At 66.2% G+C, this 14,262-nt stretch carries 15 protein-coding genes and 1 tRNA gene; 11 read left to right on the top strand and 5 right to left on the bottom strand.

Annotated elements, in window-relative coordinates:
- Positions 1–80 precede the first annotated feature (80 nt).
- From JI59_RS10335 to JI59_RS10325, 4 genes are all read left to right on the top strand, one after another.
- Positions 81–305 carry a hypothetical protein gene (locus tag JI59_RS10335; protein WP_038575986.1) on the top strand — a complete coding sequence of 75 codons (225 nt, stop codon included), beginning with the start codon at positions 81–83 and terminating at the stop codon, positions 303–305.
- Positions 306–454: 149 nt separating this feature from the next.
- Positions 455–1,438 carry an agmatine deiminase family protein gene (locus tag JI59_RS10330; protein ID WP_007012785.1) on the top strand — a complete coding sequence of 328 codons (984 nt, stop codon included), beginning with the start codon at positions 455–457 and terminating at the stop codon, positions 1,436–1,438.
- 116 nt (positions 1,439–1,554) lie between these two features.
- The gene (locus tag JI59_RS27995; RefSeq protein WP_007012786.1) at positions 1,555–1,683 is read left to right on the top strand and encodes a hypothetical protein; all 129 of its coding nucleotides are present in this window, start codon (positions 1,555–1,557) and stop codon (positions 1,681–1,683) included.
- A gap of 120 nt (positions 1,684–1,803) precedes the next feature.
- Complete coding sequence (locus JI59_RS10325; protein WP_007012787.1) at positions 1,804–2,298, top strand: Hsp20/alpha crystallin family protein; 495 nt, start codon at positions 1,804–1,806, stop codon at positions 2,296–2,298.
- Between the two features lie 13 nt (positions 2,299–2,311).
- On the opposite strand, the gene JI59_RS10320 is transcribed toward JI59_RS10325, so the two are convergent.
- Both JI59_RS10320 and thrS read right to left on the bottom strand, forming a co-directional pair.
- Entirely contained in the window at positions 2,312–2,983 is a 672-nt protein-coding gene (locus tag JI59_RS10320; RefSeq protein ID WP_007012788.1) for a spermidine synthase, read from the bottom strand.
- Positions 2,980–4,980, bottom strand: a complete 2,001-nt coding sequence (gene thrS, locus JI59_RS10315) for a threonine--tRNA ligase (RefSeq protein WP_013831632.1) — start codon at positions 4,978–4,980, stop codon at positions 2,980–2,982. The genes JI59_RS10320 and thrS overlap by 4 nt, the downstream gene beginning before the upstream one ends.
- A gap of 311 nt (positions 4,981–5,291) precedes the next feature.
- Between thrS and JI59_RS10310 the strand changes: the two genes are divergently transcribed.
- The 4 genes from JI59_RS10310 (at position 5,292) to ddmA (ending at position 9,281) form a co-directional block, all read left to right on the top strand.
- Positions 5,292–6,038 carry an alpha/beta hydrolase gene (locus JI59_RS10310; RefSeq protein WP_038575983.1) on the top strand — a complete coding sequence of 249 codons (747 nt, stop codon included), beginning with the start codon at positions 5,292–5,294 and terminating at the stop codon, positions 6,036–6,038.
- Positions 6,039–6,054: 16 nt separating this feature from the next.
- Positions 6,055–6,930: a tetratricopeptide repeat protein gene (locus JI59_RS10305; RefSeq protein ID WP_007012792.1), complete on the top strand. Its 876-nt coding sequence runs from the start codon at positions 6,055–6,057 to the stop codon at positions 6,928–6,930.
- Positions 6,927–7,919, top strand: a complete 993-nt coding sequence (locus JI59_RS10300; RefSeq protein WP_007012793.1) for an LLM class flavin-dependent oxidoreductase — start codon at positions 6,927–6,929, stop codon at positions 7,917–7,919. Before JI59_RS10305 ends, JI59_RS10300 begins: the two co-directional genes overlap by 4 nt.
- Positions 7,920–8,054: 135 nt before the next feature.
- Entirely contained in the window at positions 8,055–9,281 is a 1,227-nt protein-coding gene (gene ddmA / locus JI59_RS10295) for a dicamba O-demethylase ferredoxin reductase subunit DdmA (RefSeq protein WP_007012794.1), read from the top strand.
- 48 nt (positions 9,282–9,329) lie between these two features.
- Here the strand turns inward: ddmA and queG are convergent, their stop codons facing one another.
- Positions 9,330–10,415, bottom strand: a complete 1,086-nt coding sequence (gene queG / locus JI59_RS10290) for a tRNA epoxyqueuosine(34) reductase QueG (RefSeq protein WP_007012795.1) — start codon at positions 10,413–10,415, stop codon at positions 9,330–9,332.
- A 75-nt stretch (positions 10,416–10,490) separates the two neighbouring features.
- Here queG and JI59_RS10285 point away from each other — a divergent pair, with 75 nt between their 5' ends.
- The 3 genes from JI59_RS10285 (at position 10,491) to msrB (ending at position 13,354) form a co-directional block, all read left to right on the top strand.
- Positions 10,491–11,501, top strand: coding sequence for an ABC transporter ATP-binding protein (locus JI59_RS10285; RefSeq protein ID WP_013831638.1), 1,011 nt, complete (start codon positions 10,491–10,493; stop codon positions 11,499–11,501).
- A complete protein-coding gene (locus JI59_RS10280; RefSeq protein ID WP_007012797.1) occupies positions 11,498–12,754 on the top strand; it encodes an ABC transporter permease in 1,257 nt (418 codons plus the stop codon). The genes JI59_RS10285 and JI59_RS10280 overlap by 4 nt, the downstream gene beginning before the upstream one ends.
- A 108-nt stretch (positions 12,755–12,862) precedes the next feature.
- Positions 12,863–13,354 (top strand): peptide-methionine (R)-S-oxide reductase MsrB, encoded by a 492-nt coding sequence (msrB, locus tag JI59_RS10275; protein ID WP_038575981.1) that lies wholly within the window; start codon positions 12,863–12,865, stop codon positions 13,352–13,354.
- Between the two features lie 21 nt (positions 13,355–13,375).
- Here msrB and JI59_RS10270 read toward each other — a convergent pair whose 3' ends face one another.
- Both JI59_RS10270 and JI59_RS10265 read right to left on the bottom strand, forming a co-directional pair.
- Positions 13,376–14,005 (bottom strand): PilZ domain-containing protein, encoded by a 630-nt coding sequence (locus tag JI59_RS10270; RefSeq protein ID WP_007012799.1) that lies wholly within the window; start codon positions 14,003–14,005, stop codon positions 13,376–13,378.
- Between the two features lie 150 nt (positions 14,006–14,155).
- Positions 14,156–14,240 (bottom strand) — tRNA-Leu (locus tag JI59_RS10265).
- Positions 14,241–14,262 lie beyond the last annotated feature (22 nt).

The raw sequence follows: 14,262 nt of genomic DNA, 5'->3' as shown, positions 1-14,262 counted from the left end.
TGGCGCAGGCGCCTGCTTGTGAAAGCCATGCCGGTCTGGCACTTGTTCGCCATCCCCCCAAGCACCCAGAGGTCGCAATCTTGAAGCAGAGAGTCTTTATTCTCGCCGCGCTGGCGCTCAGCGCCTGCAGCACGCCCTATTCCGGTCCGGACATGCCCAAGGGCACCGCGCTGCCGCCCCCCGAAGAGACGGCCCCGGCAGCCAGTCCGCAGATTTCGGTAGATACGATGAAGGCTATGGCAAAGAACCTTGCCTCCGACGAATTCGAAGGCCGCGCATCCAGCGGCGAATATTTGGACAGCTGAAACTGTAACGGGATTGTCCAGGACGTCGACCTCTACTACGCGCTTGGCCGCGACCTCGCCGATGGCGACTGGTGGCGCCACTTGGCGCGAGGGCGACGAGTTCCGCGCCATCCGTGACAAATCCTGTGCTCCCGAAGGAGGCTGCTGACTTGACGTTCCAATTGCCGCCGGAGTGGCATCCCCAGGACTGGATCTGGATCGGCTTTCCCCATGATCCGGTCGAGTGGCCGGGCTTCCTGGGCGCCGCGCAGGAGCAGATGGCCCGCTTCGCGAGTGCCGTGGCCGATTCCGGGCAGGAAGTACGCCTAATCGTGCGGGACGAGGCCAATGCCGCCCGCGCGGCGGCGCTGTGCTCTGCAAGCGTCAAGCTGGAGATGCGGCGCTACGGCGACGTCTGGCTGCGTGACACCGGTCCGCTGGTGGTCATGGACGAGGCGGGCGAGCGCAAGGCCATGCGCTTCGGCTTCAACGGCTGGGGCGGCAAGTACCTGATGGACGGCGATCAGGAAATCGGCGCGGAACTGGCGCGCGATGCCGGCCTGCCCGTCGAGACGGCGGACTGGATTCTCGAGGGCGGCGCGCTCGACGGGGACGGCACCGGCCTCGTCGCCACGACCGAGCAGTGCCTGCTCAATCCCAACCGCAATCCATCGCTGACCCGCAACGATCTTGAAACCCGGCTCCAGCGCGACCTCGGCTACGACCGCGTGCTGTGGCTGGGCGAAGGGCTGATCAACGATCACACCGACGGCCATGTCGACAACCTCGCGCGCTTCGTCGCGCCCGGGGTGCTGGCCCTGCCGCGCGCGACCGGCGCGGACGATCCCAACGCGCATATCTATGCCGATGCCAGGGCGCGCGCCGAGGCCATGGGCATCGAGGTGCGCGAAGTGCCCTCGCCGGGCCGGGTCGAAACCGACGGGCGGATCGAACCTGCCAGCTACATGAACTTTGCCATCACCTCCAAGCTGGTGGTGGTGCCGATCTACGGAACCGAGCACGACGACGACGGCATCGATGCGATCGCGCAGCTCTTCCCCGATCGCGATACCGTGGGCATCCTTGCCGATGCCGTGCTGGCAGGCGGCGGCTCGTTCCACTGTTCCAGCCAGCAGATGCCCTCCCGTCCCTGACTTGTGCAGTCCTGACATTGTCCCTTCGTCGCAGGCTGCGCGGCGCAGCGCTGCGACGAAGCGATTGATGTGGATTTTAACGAATTGGTAAGAGTCCGCGGCGCAATCTACGCGGCATGGCTCAAGTCATTGCTCTTGCCCGGACCATCCAGCGCCCGAACCGCGCCCCGGGAGTGCTGCGCACGGCCATCGTCGCCGGTTGCGCCCTCGCGCTGATCCTGGCCAAGGCGCCGCTTCCCTTCTGACGACCTGATTACCTGCCGGCATTGACGGCAGGTGGGCTTCTTTTGCGCGTCGTTTGACCGCAATCAATGCAATCGGGCAGCCGTTGAGGGACTTGTTTCTCACCAGAAAGGAGAGAGGCAATGGCTGAATTTCGTTCCCTCATCCCATTCGGGCGCGGTGCGCTGGGCCGGAGTGGTTACGATCCGTTTTCGGGCTTCCGTCAGGAGATCGACCGATTGCTCGAGGACTTCGGGCAGGGCATTCCCTCGACGTTCGGCAATGGCAAATCGGGTTTTCTCGTCCCCAAGGTCGATGTTGCGGAGACCGAGGCCGGGCTGGAACTGACAGCGGAGTTGCCGGGCTTCGATGAGAAGGACGTCTCGCTCGATATCGAGGACGGCGTCATGACCATCCGGGCCGAGCACAAGGACGAGCGCGAGGAAAAGGACGAGAAGAAGCACTATCATCTCGTCGAGCGCACGCAGGGCACCTTCCTGCGCCGGCTGGCCCTGCCGTTCGAGGCCGATGCCGACAAGGCGAGCGCGCATCTCGACAAGGGCCTGCTCACGGTCATGGTGCCGCGGCTGGCCACGGCCGAGAAGAAGCCGAAGTCGATCCCGGTCGGGAAGAAGTAGGCAGCCCGGCCGCTCAGGCGGCCTTGGCGAACCAGATCACGTGCTTGGCGCCCTTGCCGTTGCTGCGCGCGGCAACCTTGACTTCGTCGACGTCGAAGCGGGCCTTCTGCAGGCGGCGGGTAAAGGCGGGGTCGGCGCCGGCCGACCAGATCGCCAGGACGCCGCCGGGCGCGAGCGCGGCCTTGGCCGCACGCAGGCCCGACGAGGTGTAGATCACGTCGTTGTCGGCGCGCACGAGGCCGTCAGGGCCGTTGTCGACGTCGAGCAGGATCGCGTCGTATTCGCCTTCCGAACCGGCGATGATCGGCGCGACGTCGGCCTGCACAAGGTTCACGCGCGGGTCGTCGAGGCAGCCGGCGGCGAGTTCGGCCATCGGTCCGCGCGCCCACTCGATGATCTCGGGCACGAGTTCGACCACGGTCACCCGGCCATCGGCGGGCAGCAGCCTTAGCGCGGCGCGCAAGGTGAAGCCCATGCCGTATCCGCCGATCAGCAGGTGCGGCTGGCGGACGTGACCGATGCGCTCGATCGCCTGGACCGCCAGAGCTTCCTCAGAGCCCCACTTGCGCGTGCTCATCAGTTCGTTGTGGCCGAGCACGATCATGAAATCGCGGTCGTGCCGGTACAGTTCGAGCAGTTCGCCGCCCGGGACTTGCGCCGTGCCGATGAGTTCGCGCTGGATCAAGGGCGCAAGTCCGGTGCGGTCGCTTCGCCCTTGAGCATGGCGATGGCGTCCTCGAGGCTCATTACTTTCTGGTGCTCGGCACCCAGCGTACGCACGGCGACGGTCTGCTCGTCCGCCTCGCGCTTGCCCACGACCAGCAGGTGCGGGACCTTCTTGAGCGAGTGTTCGCGCACCTTGTAGTTGATCTTCTCGTTGCGCAGGTCGGTTTCGACGCGCACGCCCGCAGCCTTGAGCTTCGCGGTGACTTCCTTCGCATAGTCGTCGGCATCCGAAACGATCGTCGCGACGACGGCCTGCACCGGCGCGAGCCAGACCGGCAACTTGCCGGCAAAGTGCTCGATGAGGATGCCGATGAAGCGCTCATAGGAGCCGAAGATCGCGCGGTGCAGCATGACCGGGCGGTGCTTTTCGCCGTCCTCGGCGATGTAGCTTGCATCAAGGCGTTCGGGCAGGACGCGGTCCGACTGGATCGTGCCGACCTGCCAGGTACGGCCGATCGCGTCGGTGAGGTGCCATTCCAGCTTGGGCGCGTAGAAGGCGCCTTCGCCGGGCAGCTCCTCCCAGCCGTATTCCTCGCTCGCAAGCCCTGCGCGCACGACCGCGTCGCGCAGCTCGGCCTCGGCCTTGTCCCACATCTCGTCGCTGCCGAAGCGCTTTTCGGGGCGCAGGGCGAGCTTGATCGAGTACGTGAAGCCGAAGTCCTTGTAGATCCGGTCCGCCAGTTCGCAGAAAGACTGCACTTCGGCGACGATCTGGTCTTCGCGGCAGAAGATATGCGCGTCGTCCTGGGTGAACTGGCGCACGCGCATCAGTCCGTGCAATGCTCCGTGCGGCTCGTTGCGGTGGCAGCAGCCGTTCTCGTAGATGCGCAGCGGCAGGTCGCGATACGACTTGATACCCTGGCGGAAGATCAGGACGTGCGCCGGGCAGTTCATCGGCTTCAACGCCATCCAGTCCGCATCGTCGGACACGAGCGGGCCCTCGTCCTCGACGTTGGGAACTTCGTCGGGGATGACGAACATGTTCTCGCGGTACTTGCCCCAGTGGCCGGACTGCTCCCACTGGCGGGCGTCCATCACCTGCGGGGTCTTGACCTCCTTGTAGCCGGCACCATCGATGGCGCGGCGCATGTAGGCTTCAAGCTCGCGCCAGATCACATAGCCCTTGGGGTGCCAGAACACCGAGCCGTGCGCTTCGGCCTGGAGGTGGAACAGGTCCATCTCGCCGCCGAGCTTGCGGTGGTCGCGCTTGGCCGCTTCCTCGAGCCGGGTAAGGTGGGCATTAAGCTGCTTCTTGTTGAGCCAGCCGGTGCCGTAGATGCGGGTCAGCTGCGCGTTCTTCTGGTCGCCGCGCCAGTAGGCCCCGGCTACGCGCATCAGCTTGAAGGCCTGAGGGTCGAGCTTGCCGGTCGAGGGAAGGTGCGGGCCGCGGCACATGTCGAGCCAGTCGTCGCCGGACCAGTAGACGGTCAGTTCCTCGCCCTCGGGCAGTTCGCCGGCCCATTGCGCCTTGAAGGTCTCGCCCTCGGCGGTCCACTTGTCGATCAGCTGCTGGCGGCTCCAGACTTCGCGGCGCAGCGGCTTGTCGGCCTTGATGATCTCGCGCATCTTTTCCTCGATGGCGGGAAGGTCGTCCATGCCGAAGGGCTCGCGCGAGGCCGGAGCCATCACGTCATAGTAGAAGCCGTCGTCGGTCGCGGGGCCGAAAGTGATCTGGGTGCCGGGCCAGAGCGCCTGCACCGCCTCGGCCAGCACGTGCGCATAGTCGTGGCGGGCGAGTTCGAGCGCCTCTTCCTCGTCGCGGCCGGTGACCAGCGCCAGCGTCGCATCGCCGGTGAAGGGACGGGTCAGGTCGACCAGCTCACCGTCGATCCTTGCGGCAATCGCGGCCTTGGCGAGGCCGGGGCCGATGGCGGCGGCAACGTCGCCGGGGGTCGACCCGAGCGGCATCTCGCGCACGGAACCATCGGGAAGGCTGATCTTGAACATCTCGGACATCGATCTCGTCTTTCGCTCCTGAGCCGCAGCGCCATGGCACATGGCTGCGCGCGGCGGAAGGTCCGGCGTCAGGTAAATTCGTTTCGGATCCGGGAAGTGACGCCTGCCGCCCGGGCCCCCGGGCGACGGTGGCTCGCGTCTTCAGTCCGCGACCAACCGTGCCCGGGCCAGCCGGGTAGTCGTGGTGGTCGTTGTGGGAGTGAGCCGCGTCATCGCCGCGGCATCTAGCAGGTCAGCCCCGGGGAGTCACCCACCTGAAGCTCCAAGGTTACGCCTTGCCCTCGAGCGCCATGGACCCCACTTTCCGGGGCATGACCGAAACCTGCTTCCACGAAATGCCCGACGGGCGGAGGATCGCCTATCGCCTTACCCTGGGTGAAGGGCCGATGATGGTCTTCCTGCCCGGTTACATGTCCGACATGGCCGGCAGCAAGGCGGCTGCAGTGTTCGACTGGGCGCATCGTCACGGCCGCGCCTGCCTGCTGCTGGACTATTCCGGTTGCGGCGAAAGCCCGGGCGACTTTGCGGACGGCACCCTGCTGCGCTGGAAGGACGAGGTGGTTGCGCTGATCGAGGCGCTGTGCCCGGGGCGTGTGGTGCTGATCGGTTCCTCGATGGGCGGCTGGCTCATGCTGCTTGTGGCGCTGGCCCTGCCCGAGGGACGCTGCGCCGGGCTGGTCGGCATCGCCGCCGCGCCCGACTTCACCGACTGGGGCAAGACCGACGCGGAGAAGGCGCGGCTCGCCGCGGGCGAAGTCGTCCTGGAGGACAATCCATATGGGCCCGAGCCGACGCCGACCCATCCCGGCTTCTGGGAGAACGGACAGGCCAATCTCCTGCTCGGCCATGAGATCGCGATAGATGCCCCGGTGCGTCTGCTGCAGGGCCAGCAGGACCCCGACGTGCCTTGGGAGACTGCGCTGAAACTGGCCAAGGCACTGCGTTCAGCCGACGTGCAGGTCCAGCTGATCAAGGACGGCGATCACCGCCTCTCGCGCGAGAGCGACATCGCGTTGCTCCTGCGCACGCTCGACGAAATCGTCAGCGGGGCGGCTTGACCGGAGACCTGTCCCGATGTTCCTGCCCGTTTCACTGATCCTCGCCCCTGTCATGCTGGCGCAAGTCGGTCCCACCACCGGCTACGGCGCCGCGCCTGCCTCGCAGCTTCCGCTCGAGATCATCGAGAAGAAGCAGGACGAAGCGCGCAAGCGTGCCGTGCAGGCAATGCCCCAGCCGAGTGCCCCGCGCGGGGCAGGCTGCATGGCCGCAGCCGAGGCGAGCCCCGAGCGCACGGTGCAGGTCGCGCGCGATGCCCTCAACCAGGCCGTCGGGCGCGAGAAGGTGCGCGCAGGCCTGTGCCTCGGCGTCGCGCTCAGCGATCTCGACCGGTGGGGCGAGGCGCAGCAGGCCTTCGTCAATGCCCGCGACGCCACCGAGGCGGACGATCACCAGACCCGCGCCCGGCTTGGCGCCATGGCCGGCAATGCCGCGCTGGCGCAGGGCGACGCGGCGCAGGCGCTCATGCTGCTCGGCCCCGCGGCGGGCGAAGCGAAGCTGGCCGAGGACAATTCGCTAACCGCTTCCATTGCGCTCGACCGCGCCCGCGCCCTCGTTGCCGTCAACCGGCCCGACGAGGCGGCCGGGGCTCTCGCGCAGGCGCGCGAGGCCGAGCCAGACAATGCGCAGGCCTGGCTGCTTTCAGCCACGCTTTCGCGGCGGCAGAACAAGCTGATCGAGGCGCAGGCCCAGATCGAGCAGGCTGCCGGTCTCGCCCCGCGCGATGCCGAAATCGGGCTGGAGGCCGGCGTGATCGCCGCGCTGTCGGGCAACGACGACGCGGCGCGGCGCAGCTTCAGTTCCGTCCTTGCACTGACCCCCGGCAGCGACATGGCCGCCAAGGCGCAAGGCTATCTCGAACAACTCGGCCCCGAAGGAGCCAGAACCCCATGATTCCGCTTTCCGTCCTCGATCTCGTCACCGTCCGCGAAGGCAGCACCGTTGCCGACTCACTGGCGATCAGCGCCGGCTATGCCCGGGCCGCAGAAGCGGCGGGCTACAAACGGTTCTGGGTGGCCGAGCATCACGGGATGGACGGCATCGCCGGGGGCGCGACTTCGGTGGTCTTGGCGCATATCGGACATGCGACTTCGACGATCCGGATCGGCGCTGGCGGGATCATGCTGCCCAACCACAACCCTTTCGTGATCGCGGAGCAGTTCGGCACGCTGGCGGCGATGTTCCCGGGACGCGTGGACCTCGGCCTGGGCCGCGCGCCGGGGGCGGACGGACGCCTCGGCAACGCCTTGCGCAAGAACATCATGGCCGCAGCCGAGCAGTTCCCGCAGGACGTGGTCGAACTGCGAGCGCGCTTTGCCGGACAGGCCGTGGGCGGCGTCCCTGCGCCGCAGGCGGACGGGGCCGACGTGGAAATGTGGATCCTGGGATCGAGCCTGTTCGGTGCCCAGCTCGCCGCTATGCTCGGCCTGCCTTATGCCTTTGCATCGCACTTTGCGCCTGCGCAGCTAGACGATGCCGCGCGGGTCTATCGCGAGCGGTTCCAGCCATCCGAAGTGCTCGACAAGCCGCACTTCATGGCGGCGATCAACGTGATCGCGGCCGACAGCGACGAGGAGGCCGCCTATCTCGCCTCGTCGACGGAGCAGAGCTTCGTCGCCTTGCGCACCGGCAATCCCGGGCGCCTCAAGCCGCCTGTGCGAGATTACCGCGCCAACCTGCCGGGATCGGCGCTGGCCATGCTCGAACAGGTCCGCTCAGTCAGTGCGATTGGCGCGCCGCAGAAAGTGCGCGAAGGCATCGAAGCCTTCATCGCGCGCACCGGGGCGGACGAACTGATCGTGTCGGGCGCCACCTTCGATCCGCAGGCGCAATACCGCTCGCTGGCCTTGACCATGGAAGCGCTGGAACGGGTGCCGGGCTGATCCGGGGGCGGACAGGCCGCCATCCCCACGCGAGAAAGGATCTTTCGCCGAAGGGGGAAAATCGGCAAGGATCTAGGCATTGACCCCGGCTGCGAAATTCCCCAAGCGGACGGCGAGTCAGGGAACAGGAACACCATGAGCAAGGCAGACGTCGTAATCGTGGGAGCCGGGCATGGCGGTGCACAATGCGCGATCGCCCTTCGCCAGAACGGCTTCGAAGGCACCATAACCGTCATCGGCCGTGAGCCGGAATATCCTTATGAGCGTCCGCCGCTCTCGAAGGAATACTTCGCGCGTGAGAAGACCTTCGATCGTCTCTACATCCGTCCGCCGACGTTCTGGGCCGAGAAGAACATCGCGTTCAAGCTGGGCACCGAAGTCACCAAGGTCGATCCCAAGGCGCATGAACTGACGCTCTCCAGCGGCGAGAGCTATGGCTACGGCAAGCTCGTCTGGGCCACTGGCGGGGATCCGCGTCGTCTCTCGTGCCAGGGTGCGGACCTTGCCGGCATCCACGCCGTGCGCACCCGCGAGGACTGCGACACGCTGATGGCCGAAGTCGATGCCGGCACGAAGAACATCGTCGTCATCGGCGGCGGCTACATCGGCCTGGAAGCCGCGGCGGTGCTGTCCAAGATGGGCCTCAAGGTCACGCTGCTCGAAGCGCTTCCGCGCGTGCTGGCACGCGTTGCGGGTGAAGACCTGTCCACCTTCTACCAGAAGGAACACGCCGAACACGGCGTCGACCTGCGCACCGAAGTCATGGTCGACAGCCTCGTCGGCGAGAACGGCAAGGTGACCGGCGTGCAGCTTGCCGGCGGCGAAGTGATCCCGGCCGAAGGCGTCATCGTCGGCATCGGCATCGTGCCCGCCGTCGGCCCGCTGATCGCGGCCGGCGCTGCCGGCGCCAATGGCGTCGACGTGGACGAGTATTGCCGCACCTCGCTGCCCGACGTCTATGCGATCGGCGACTGCGCGGCTTTCGCCTGCGACTATGCGGGCGGCAACGTGATGCGCGTGGAATCGGTGCAGAACGCCAACGACATGGGCACTTGCGTGGCCAAGGCGATCTGCGGCGACGAAAAGCCCTACAAGGCGTTCCCGTGGTTCTGGTCGAACCAGTACGACCTCAAGCTGCAGACGGCCGGCATCAATGTCGGCTTCGACAAGACCGTGATCCGCGGCAATCCGGAGGAGCGCAGCTTCTCGGTCATCTATCTCAAGGATGGCCGCGTCCTCGCCCTCGACTGCGTGAACATGGTCAAGGACTACGTGCAGGGCCGCAAGCTGGTCGAAGCCGGGGCCACCCCCGACCTCGAAGCGCTGGCCGATGCGGCCAAGCCGCTGAAGGAACTGCTCTAAGGACAACCGCCTGCCTGTCCCCGCGATGGCGGGGCAGGGGGCGGGTATTCAAGGGACGCTCTGAAGTTTGCTCGCGGCCCATTGCGCCGCGCCGGCGACGGCAGGGTCCGGATCGTTCAGCAAGGGCCCGACCTGTTCCAGCAGGTCGGGCCTTTTGCTGTTTCCGGCCGCATAGAGGCAATTGCGGACGAAGCGGTTGCGGCCGATGCGCTTGATCGGGGAGCCTGAAAAGAGCTTGCGAAAGCCCGCATCGTCGAGCGTGAGCAGGTCGGCCAGCGGCGGCGCGGCCAGCTCTCCGCGCGGCAGGAAAGTGCGGTGGACATGCGCGACTTGCGCGAACTTGTTCCATGGGCACACGGCCAGGCAATCGTCGCAGCCGTAGATCCGATTGCCCAGGGCCTCGCGGAACTCGAGCGGGATTTCGCCCTTGTGCTCGATCGTGAGGTAGCTGATGCAGCGCCGCGCATCGAGGCGGTACGGCGCGGGAAAGGCCTGTGTCGGGCAGGCGTCCTGGCAGGCGCTGCATGACCCGCAGCGATCCCGGCCGGGCGTTGACGGTGCAAGGTCCAGCGTCGTGTAGATCTCGCCAAGGAACAGCCAGGAGCCGTGCTCGCGGCTGACCATGTTGGTGTGCTTGCCCTGCCAGCCCAGTCCGGCGGCGGCGCCCAGCGGCTTTTCCATGACCGGTGCGGTATCGGTGAAGACTTTCACGCCGACCGAGCCGTCCGCGCCGCCAAGCCCGCGCTTCTCACCCTCGAGGACGATCCAGCGCGCGAGGTGCTTGAGCGCCTTCTTCACCGTATCGTGGTAATCGGCCCCTTGCGCATAAACCGATATGCGCGCAATTTCAGGACGATCCGCATGAGCCAGCGGGTCGGCGGCGGGAGCATAGCTCATACCCAATGCAATCACGCTGCGCGCTTCCGGCCAAAGCCCTTGTGGCGAACGCCGATGGTGGGCGCGTTCCTTCATCCACGCCATCGAACCGTGCATGCCATCGTCCAGCCACGTCTCCAGCCGCTGCGCGCGCACCGGGTCTTCGCTTGCCGAAGCGATGCCGAGAGCGCAGAACCCGAGCGAACGGGCCTGCGCCTGCAGGTCCTCGATGAATGTGTCCGGCGCGACGTCGACCAATGCGGAGTTAACCAAGCTTGCGGATGTTCCCGTTTATGGCTCTCCCTCATCGGTGGTTACCGCAGGAGAGCGTCCATGAATGTCGCACTAGGAGATTGGCGAGTGGCGGGCAATGACCAGGCTGCCTGTGCCGATGGGCCCGACTTCGGGCCGCTCGCCATCGAGGCGCGGGGACTGGTCAAGCGTTTCGACGGGGTAACGGCGGTCGACGGCGTTGATCTCACCGTGCCGCGCGGCGCGGTCTACGGCATTCTCGGCCCCAACGGCGCAGGCAAGACGACGACCCTGCGCATGCTGCTGGGCATCATCGACCCCGACCGGGGCTATCGCCGCATCCTGGGTGCGGATCGACCGCATGACGTTGCCCATGCCATCGGCTACCTGCCCGAAGAACGCGGTCTCTACCCCGCGATGAAGGCGGTGGATGCGATCGCCTTCGTCGGCGCCCTGCGCGGCTTGCCGCTGAAGGAAGGCCGCCGGCGCGGGCGCGAACTGCTCGAACAGCATGGTCTGGGCTATGCCGCCGACCGGCAGATCCGGCAGCTTTCCAAGGGCATGGCGCAGCAGGTGCAGATCCTCGGTACGCTCGTCCACAAGCCGCGCCTGGTGATCTTCGATGAACCGTTCTCCGGGCTCGATGCGCTCAATCAGGGCAAGCTCGAACGCATGATGCACGGCCTCGCGCAGGACGGGACGACGGTCATCTTCTCCACCCATGTCATCGCCCATGCCGAGCGGCTGTGCGACGAAGTGGCAATCATCGCCGGGGGCAAGGTGCCTTTTGCCGGACCGGTTGACGTCGCGCGCGACCGGATTCCCGCGCAGGTCCGGCTGGAGACCCGTGCGCAGGACGGTCCGTGGCGCGCCGCGCTGCCTGCCGATGCGCGCCATGAAGGCAGCTTCTGGTTCTTCTCGCTGCCCGATACCGGGATAGAGCCGCTGCTGCGCGCTCTGATCGAAGGCGAAGCCGGCATTCTCTCGCTCTCGATCGAGCGGGCGGGGCTTCACGACGCCTTCGTCGCGATTGCCGGCGAGGCTGCGGCCCGGGCGCTGGAACAGGAAAAGCCGGAGGAACTGCGCCGATGACCCGTCCCCGCGGCAGACTGTCGATCACCCGCGCTGCATGGGTCGTTGCCCGGCGAGACTTCGTGGCGATCCTGATGAGCCGAACCTTCTTCTTCTTTCTGCTCGGCCCGCTGTTCCCGCTCATCGTCGGTGGACTGGCCGGCAGCGTCGGCCAGCGTGTGCAGCAGACGGCGGACAATCCTCATGTCGCCATTGTCATGCAGGGCGACGATGCAGAGGCGATGCGGGCGGCAAGGGACCGGCTGGCGGCCAATATCGGCAATCTCCTGCCCGATTTCGTGATTCTGCGACGACTGGACCCGGGAGAACGGTTCGATCCGCGCACCATCGTCGACGGTGGCAGGGGCAATGTCGCGGCGGTGCTCTCGGGCACGCCGCAGGCGCCGGTCCTCACCGGCCCGGAAGACCAGATCGAACGCTGGCGCGGACAGGTGGCGCTCATCGCCTCCGAAGCGCTTGCGCCGCGCGAACGGGCCTTGCCCGAAGTGCGGCTGGACCGGACCGTGACCAGCAACGCCAATGAACGAAAGGGCCAGCTCAGGACCGCGCAGGCCGCCCAAATGCTGCTGTTCCTGCTCACGATGATGCTGGCGGGCATGGTCCTGTCCAACCTCGTCGAGGAAAAGGGCAACAAGATCATCGAGGTGTTGGCCGCGGCTATTCCGATGGAATCGGTCTTCTTCGGCAAGCTTTTCGCCATGCTCGGGGTGTCCTTCGTCGGCATCTCCGTCTGGGGTGCAGTCGGGGCGGCGCTTTATGTGGCGGCCGGAACAGCCGTCCCGCAGTTGCCGGATCCGGCGGTAGGCTGGCCGATGCTCATGGCTTTGGGCATCGTCTATTTCGCCATGGCCTACCTGCTTCTCGGCTCGGTCTTCCTCGCGATCGGCTCGATGGCAACGACCGTGCGCGAGGTCCAGACCCTGTCGATGCCGGTCACGATGCTGCAGCTTCTCGTCTTCTTCTTCGCCAGCTTCGCGATGACCCAGCCGGGCTCCTTCATGGAAGTGGCAGCGGTGTTCTTTCCGTTCAGCTCGCCTTTCGCGATGCTGGCGCGCGCCGCGCAGGACCCGGCGCTGTCCCCGCACCTGTTCGCGGTGATCTGGCAGATGATCTGGGTAGGCCTGCTGGTGCGTTTCGGCTCGGCACTGTTCAGGCGCCGGGTGATGAAATCCGGGCCGGGGCGCTCGGACCGGCGAGGCGGCTTCAGGGGGCTCCTGCGCCGCGCTTCGGCGAACGCGTCGGAAGGGGCCTGAGGACCCTTCATTAAGGCTGCGTATTGAATTCGCGAGGTATGTCCCGATCTCGAGGCCGTCTGCGCCGACCCGCAGCTGCCCTGCCGTGCCTGCAACAGGAGAAACCGGATGCCGCTCGCCACGTCTCGCCGCCGACTGCTTGCCTGGTTGGGAGTGGGCGCGGCCCTGCCGGTGCTGACTGCCTGTGGCAGCGACGATGCCGAAGCGAAGGCCTATCCGGTCAGTTACAGCGAGGCGGAATGGCGCAAGCGCCTGACGCGCGAACAGTTCCACATCCTGCGCGAGGCGGGCACCGAGCGGCCCTATTCCTCACCGCTCAACGATGAACATCGCAAGGGCACGTTCGTCTGCGCGGCGGACGGCAACCCCTTGTTCTCTTCGGCCACGAAATTCGACAGCGGTACCGGCTGGCCCAGCTTCTGGAAGCCATTGGCCGGCGCCGTCGGCACCTCGACCGACTACAAGCTCGGCTATCCGCGCACCGAAGTCCATTGCGCCAAGTGCGGTGGGCACCTCGGTCATGTCTTCGACGACGGACCCAAGCCCACCGGCAAGCGCTATTGCATGAACGGCGCGGCGATGAAGTTCCGCCCAGCCTGATTCCCTGTCAGGCCGATCCGCTCAGGCCGCCGCAGGTCCCTGAAGCTGCATGCGATAGACGCGCTGGGCCAGTTCATCCATGCTCATGAGCTGGCGGAAGACCAGGCCATAGGCGGGATGTTTGCGCCAGCACACGGTGGCTTCGAACTCGGGAAGGTGGTCTCCGCTGATCCGGATCGTCTGGCCGATCGCCAGATGCTGCGGGGTTTCGATGCGCGCGCCCTGGCGCGACAGGTCGCAGACCGTTGCCGGGGCAGTCGTCCCGGCGAAGGCGAGGGTCACATCGTGGTTGACCCTGATCCGGACCGGACGCTTGGGGAAGGGGCCTGCTTCAGCGATGAAACGCATGATGTCGACCGAATCGAGGAAGCGGACGCCGGCTTCGCCGTCCCTTTCCCAGACTTTCTCGATACCGAAGCGTTCGCCGGTGGCGATCTCGAGCGCCAGTGGCTCGTCGTTGATGACCGGATGAAAGGTCTTCAGCTTGGCGCCGCTTTCGGAAACGTCCCTGACGATGCAGAGAAATTCCCCGCTGGGGCCGACGAGCTTGGCGCTGCGCAACATGAGCGCAAAGCGCGGCTGAACGCGCTTTTCGTTGTAGTCGTCGATTTGACCTGCCTCGGGCTCGGACAGAATTCCCGGGTATTTCATTGCGAGCGTACCCCCCATGGTACTCGCGCTCTGGCGACACCAGTTGCTACGATCTGCATTGCCGAAGTCAATTGCAGTCCGGGTTTATCGCCTTCGCATGGTTTCAATCCGGTAAATGCCGGTATGAGTGCGCTTACGTAGCTGACTTTGTGGTGCGGACGGCGGGACTCGAACCCGCACTGGGATACCCAAGCGGATTTTAAGTCCGCAGCGTCTACCATTCCGCCACGTCCGCACGTCGCAGGATCATGGCTCCT

The sequence above is a fragment of the Novosphingobium pentaromativorans US6-1 genome (assembly GCF_000767465.1).
In the GTDB taxonomy this organism is placed as follows: domain Bacteria; phylum Pseudomonadota; class Alphaproteobacteria; order Sphingomonadales; family Sphingomonadaceae; genus Novosphingobium; species Novosphingobium pentaromativorans.
The sequence above is the reverse complement of the archived record's forward strand: the minus strand, read 5'-3'. Positions and strand labels throughout refer to the sequence as shown.

Excerpts from the sequence above, each read along its gene's own strand:
- JI59_RS27995 (WP_007012786.1), top strand. The coding sequence starts at position 1,555 with ATGGCTCAAGTCATTGCTCTTGCCCGGACCATCCAGCGCCCGAACCGC.
- JI59_RS10325 (WP_007012787.1), top strand. The coding sequence starts at position 1,804 with ATGGCTGAATTTCGTTCCCTCATCCCATTCGGGCGCGGTGCGCTGGGC.
- thrS (WP_013831632.1), bottom strand. The coding sequence starts at position 4,980 with ATGTCCGAGATGTTCAAGATCAGCCTTCCCGATGGTTCCGTGCGCGAG.
- JI59_RS10310 (WP_038575983.1), top strand. The coding sequence starts at position 5,292 with ATGACCGAAACCTGCTTCCACGAAATGCCCGACGGGCGGAGGATCGCC.
- JI59_RS10305 (WP_007012792.1), top strand. The coding sequence starts at position 6,055 with ATGTTCCTGCCCGTTTCACTGATCCTCGCCCCTGTCATGCTGGCGCAA.
- JI59_RS10300 (WP_007012793.1), top strand. The coding sequence starts at position 6,927 with ATGATTCCGCTTTCCGTCCTCGATCTCGTCACCGTCCGCGAAGGCAGC.
- ddmA (WP_007012794.1), top strand. The coding sequence starts at position 8,055 with ATGAGCAAGGCAGACGTCGTAATCGTGGGAGCCGGGCATGGCGGTGCA.
- JI59_RS10285 (WP_013831638.1), top strand. The coding sequence starts at position 10,491 with ATGAATGTCGCACTAGGAGATTGGCGAGTGGCGGGCAATGACCAGGCT.
- JI59_RS10280 (WP_007012797.1), top strand. The coding sequence starts at position 11,498 with ATGACCCGTCCCCGCGGCAGACTGTCGATCACCCGCGCTGCATGGGTC.
- msrB (WP_038575981.1), top strand. The coding sequence starts at position 12,863 with ATGCCGCTCGCCACGTCTCGCCGCCGACTGCTTGCCTGGTTGGGAGTG.
- JI59_RS10270 (WP_007012799.1), bottom strand. The coding sequence starts at position 14,005 with ATGAAATACCCGGGAATTCTGTCCGAGCCCGAGGCAGGTCAAATCGAC.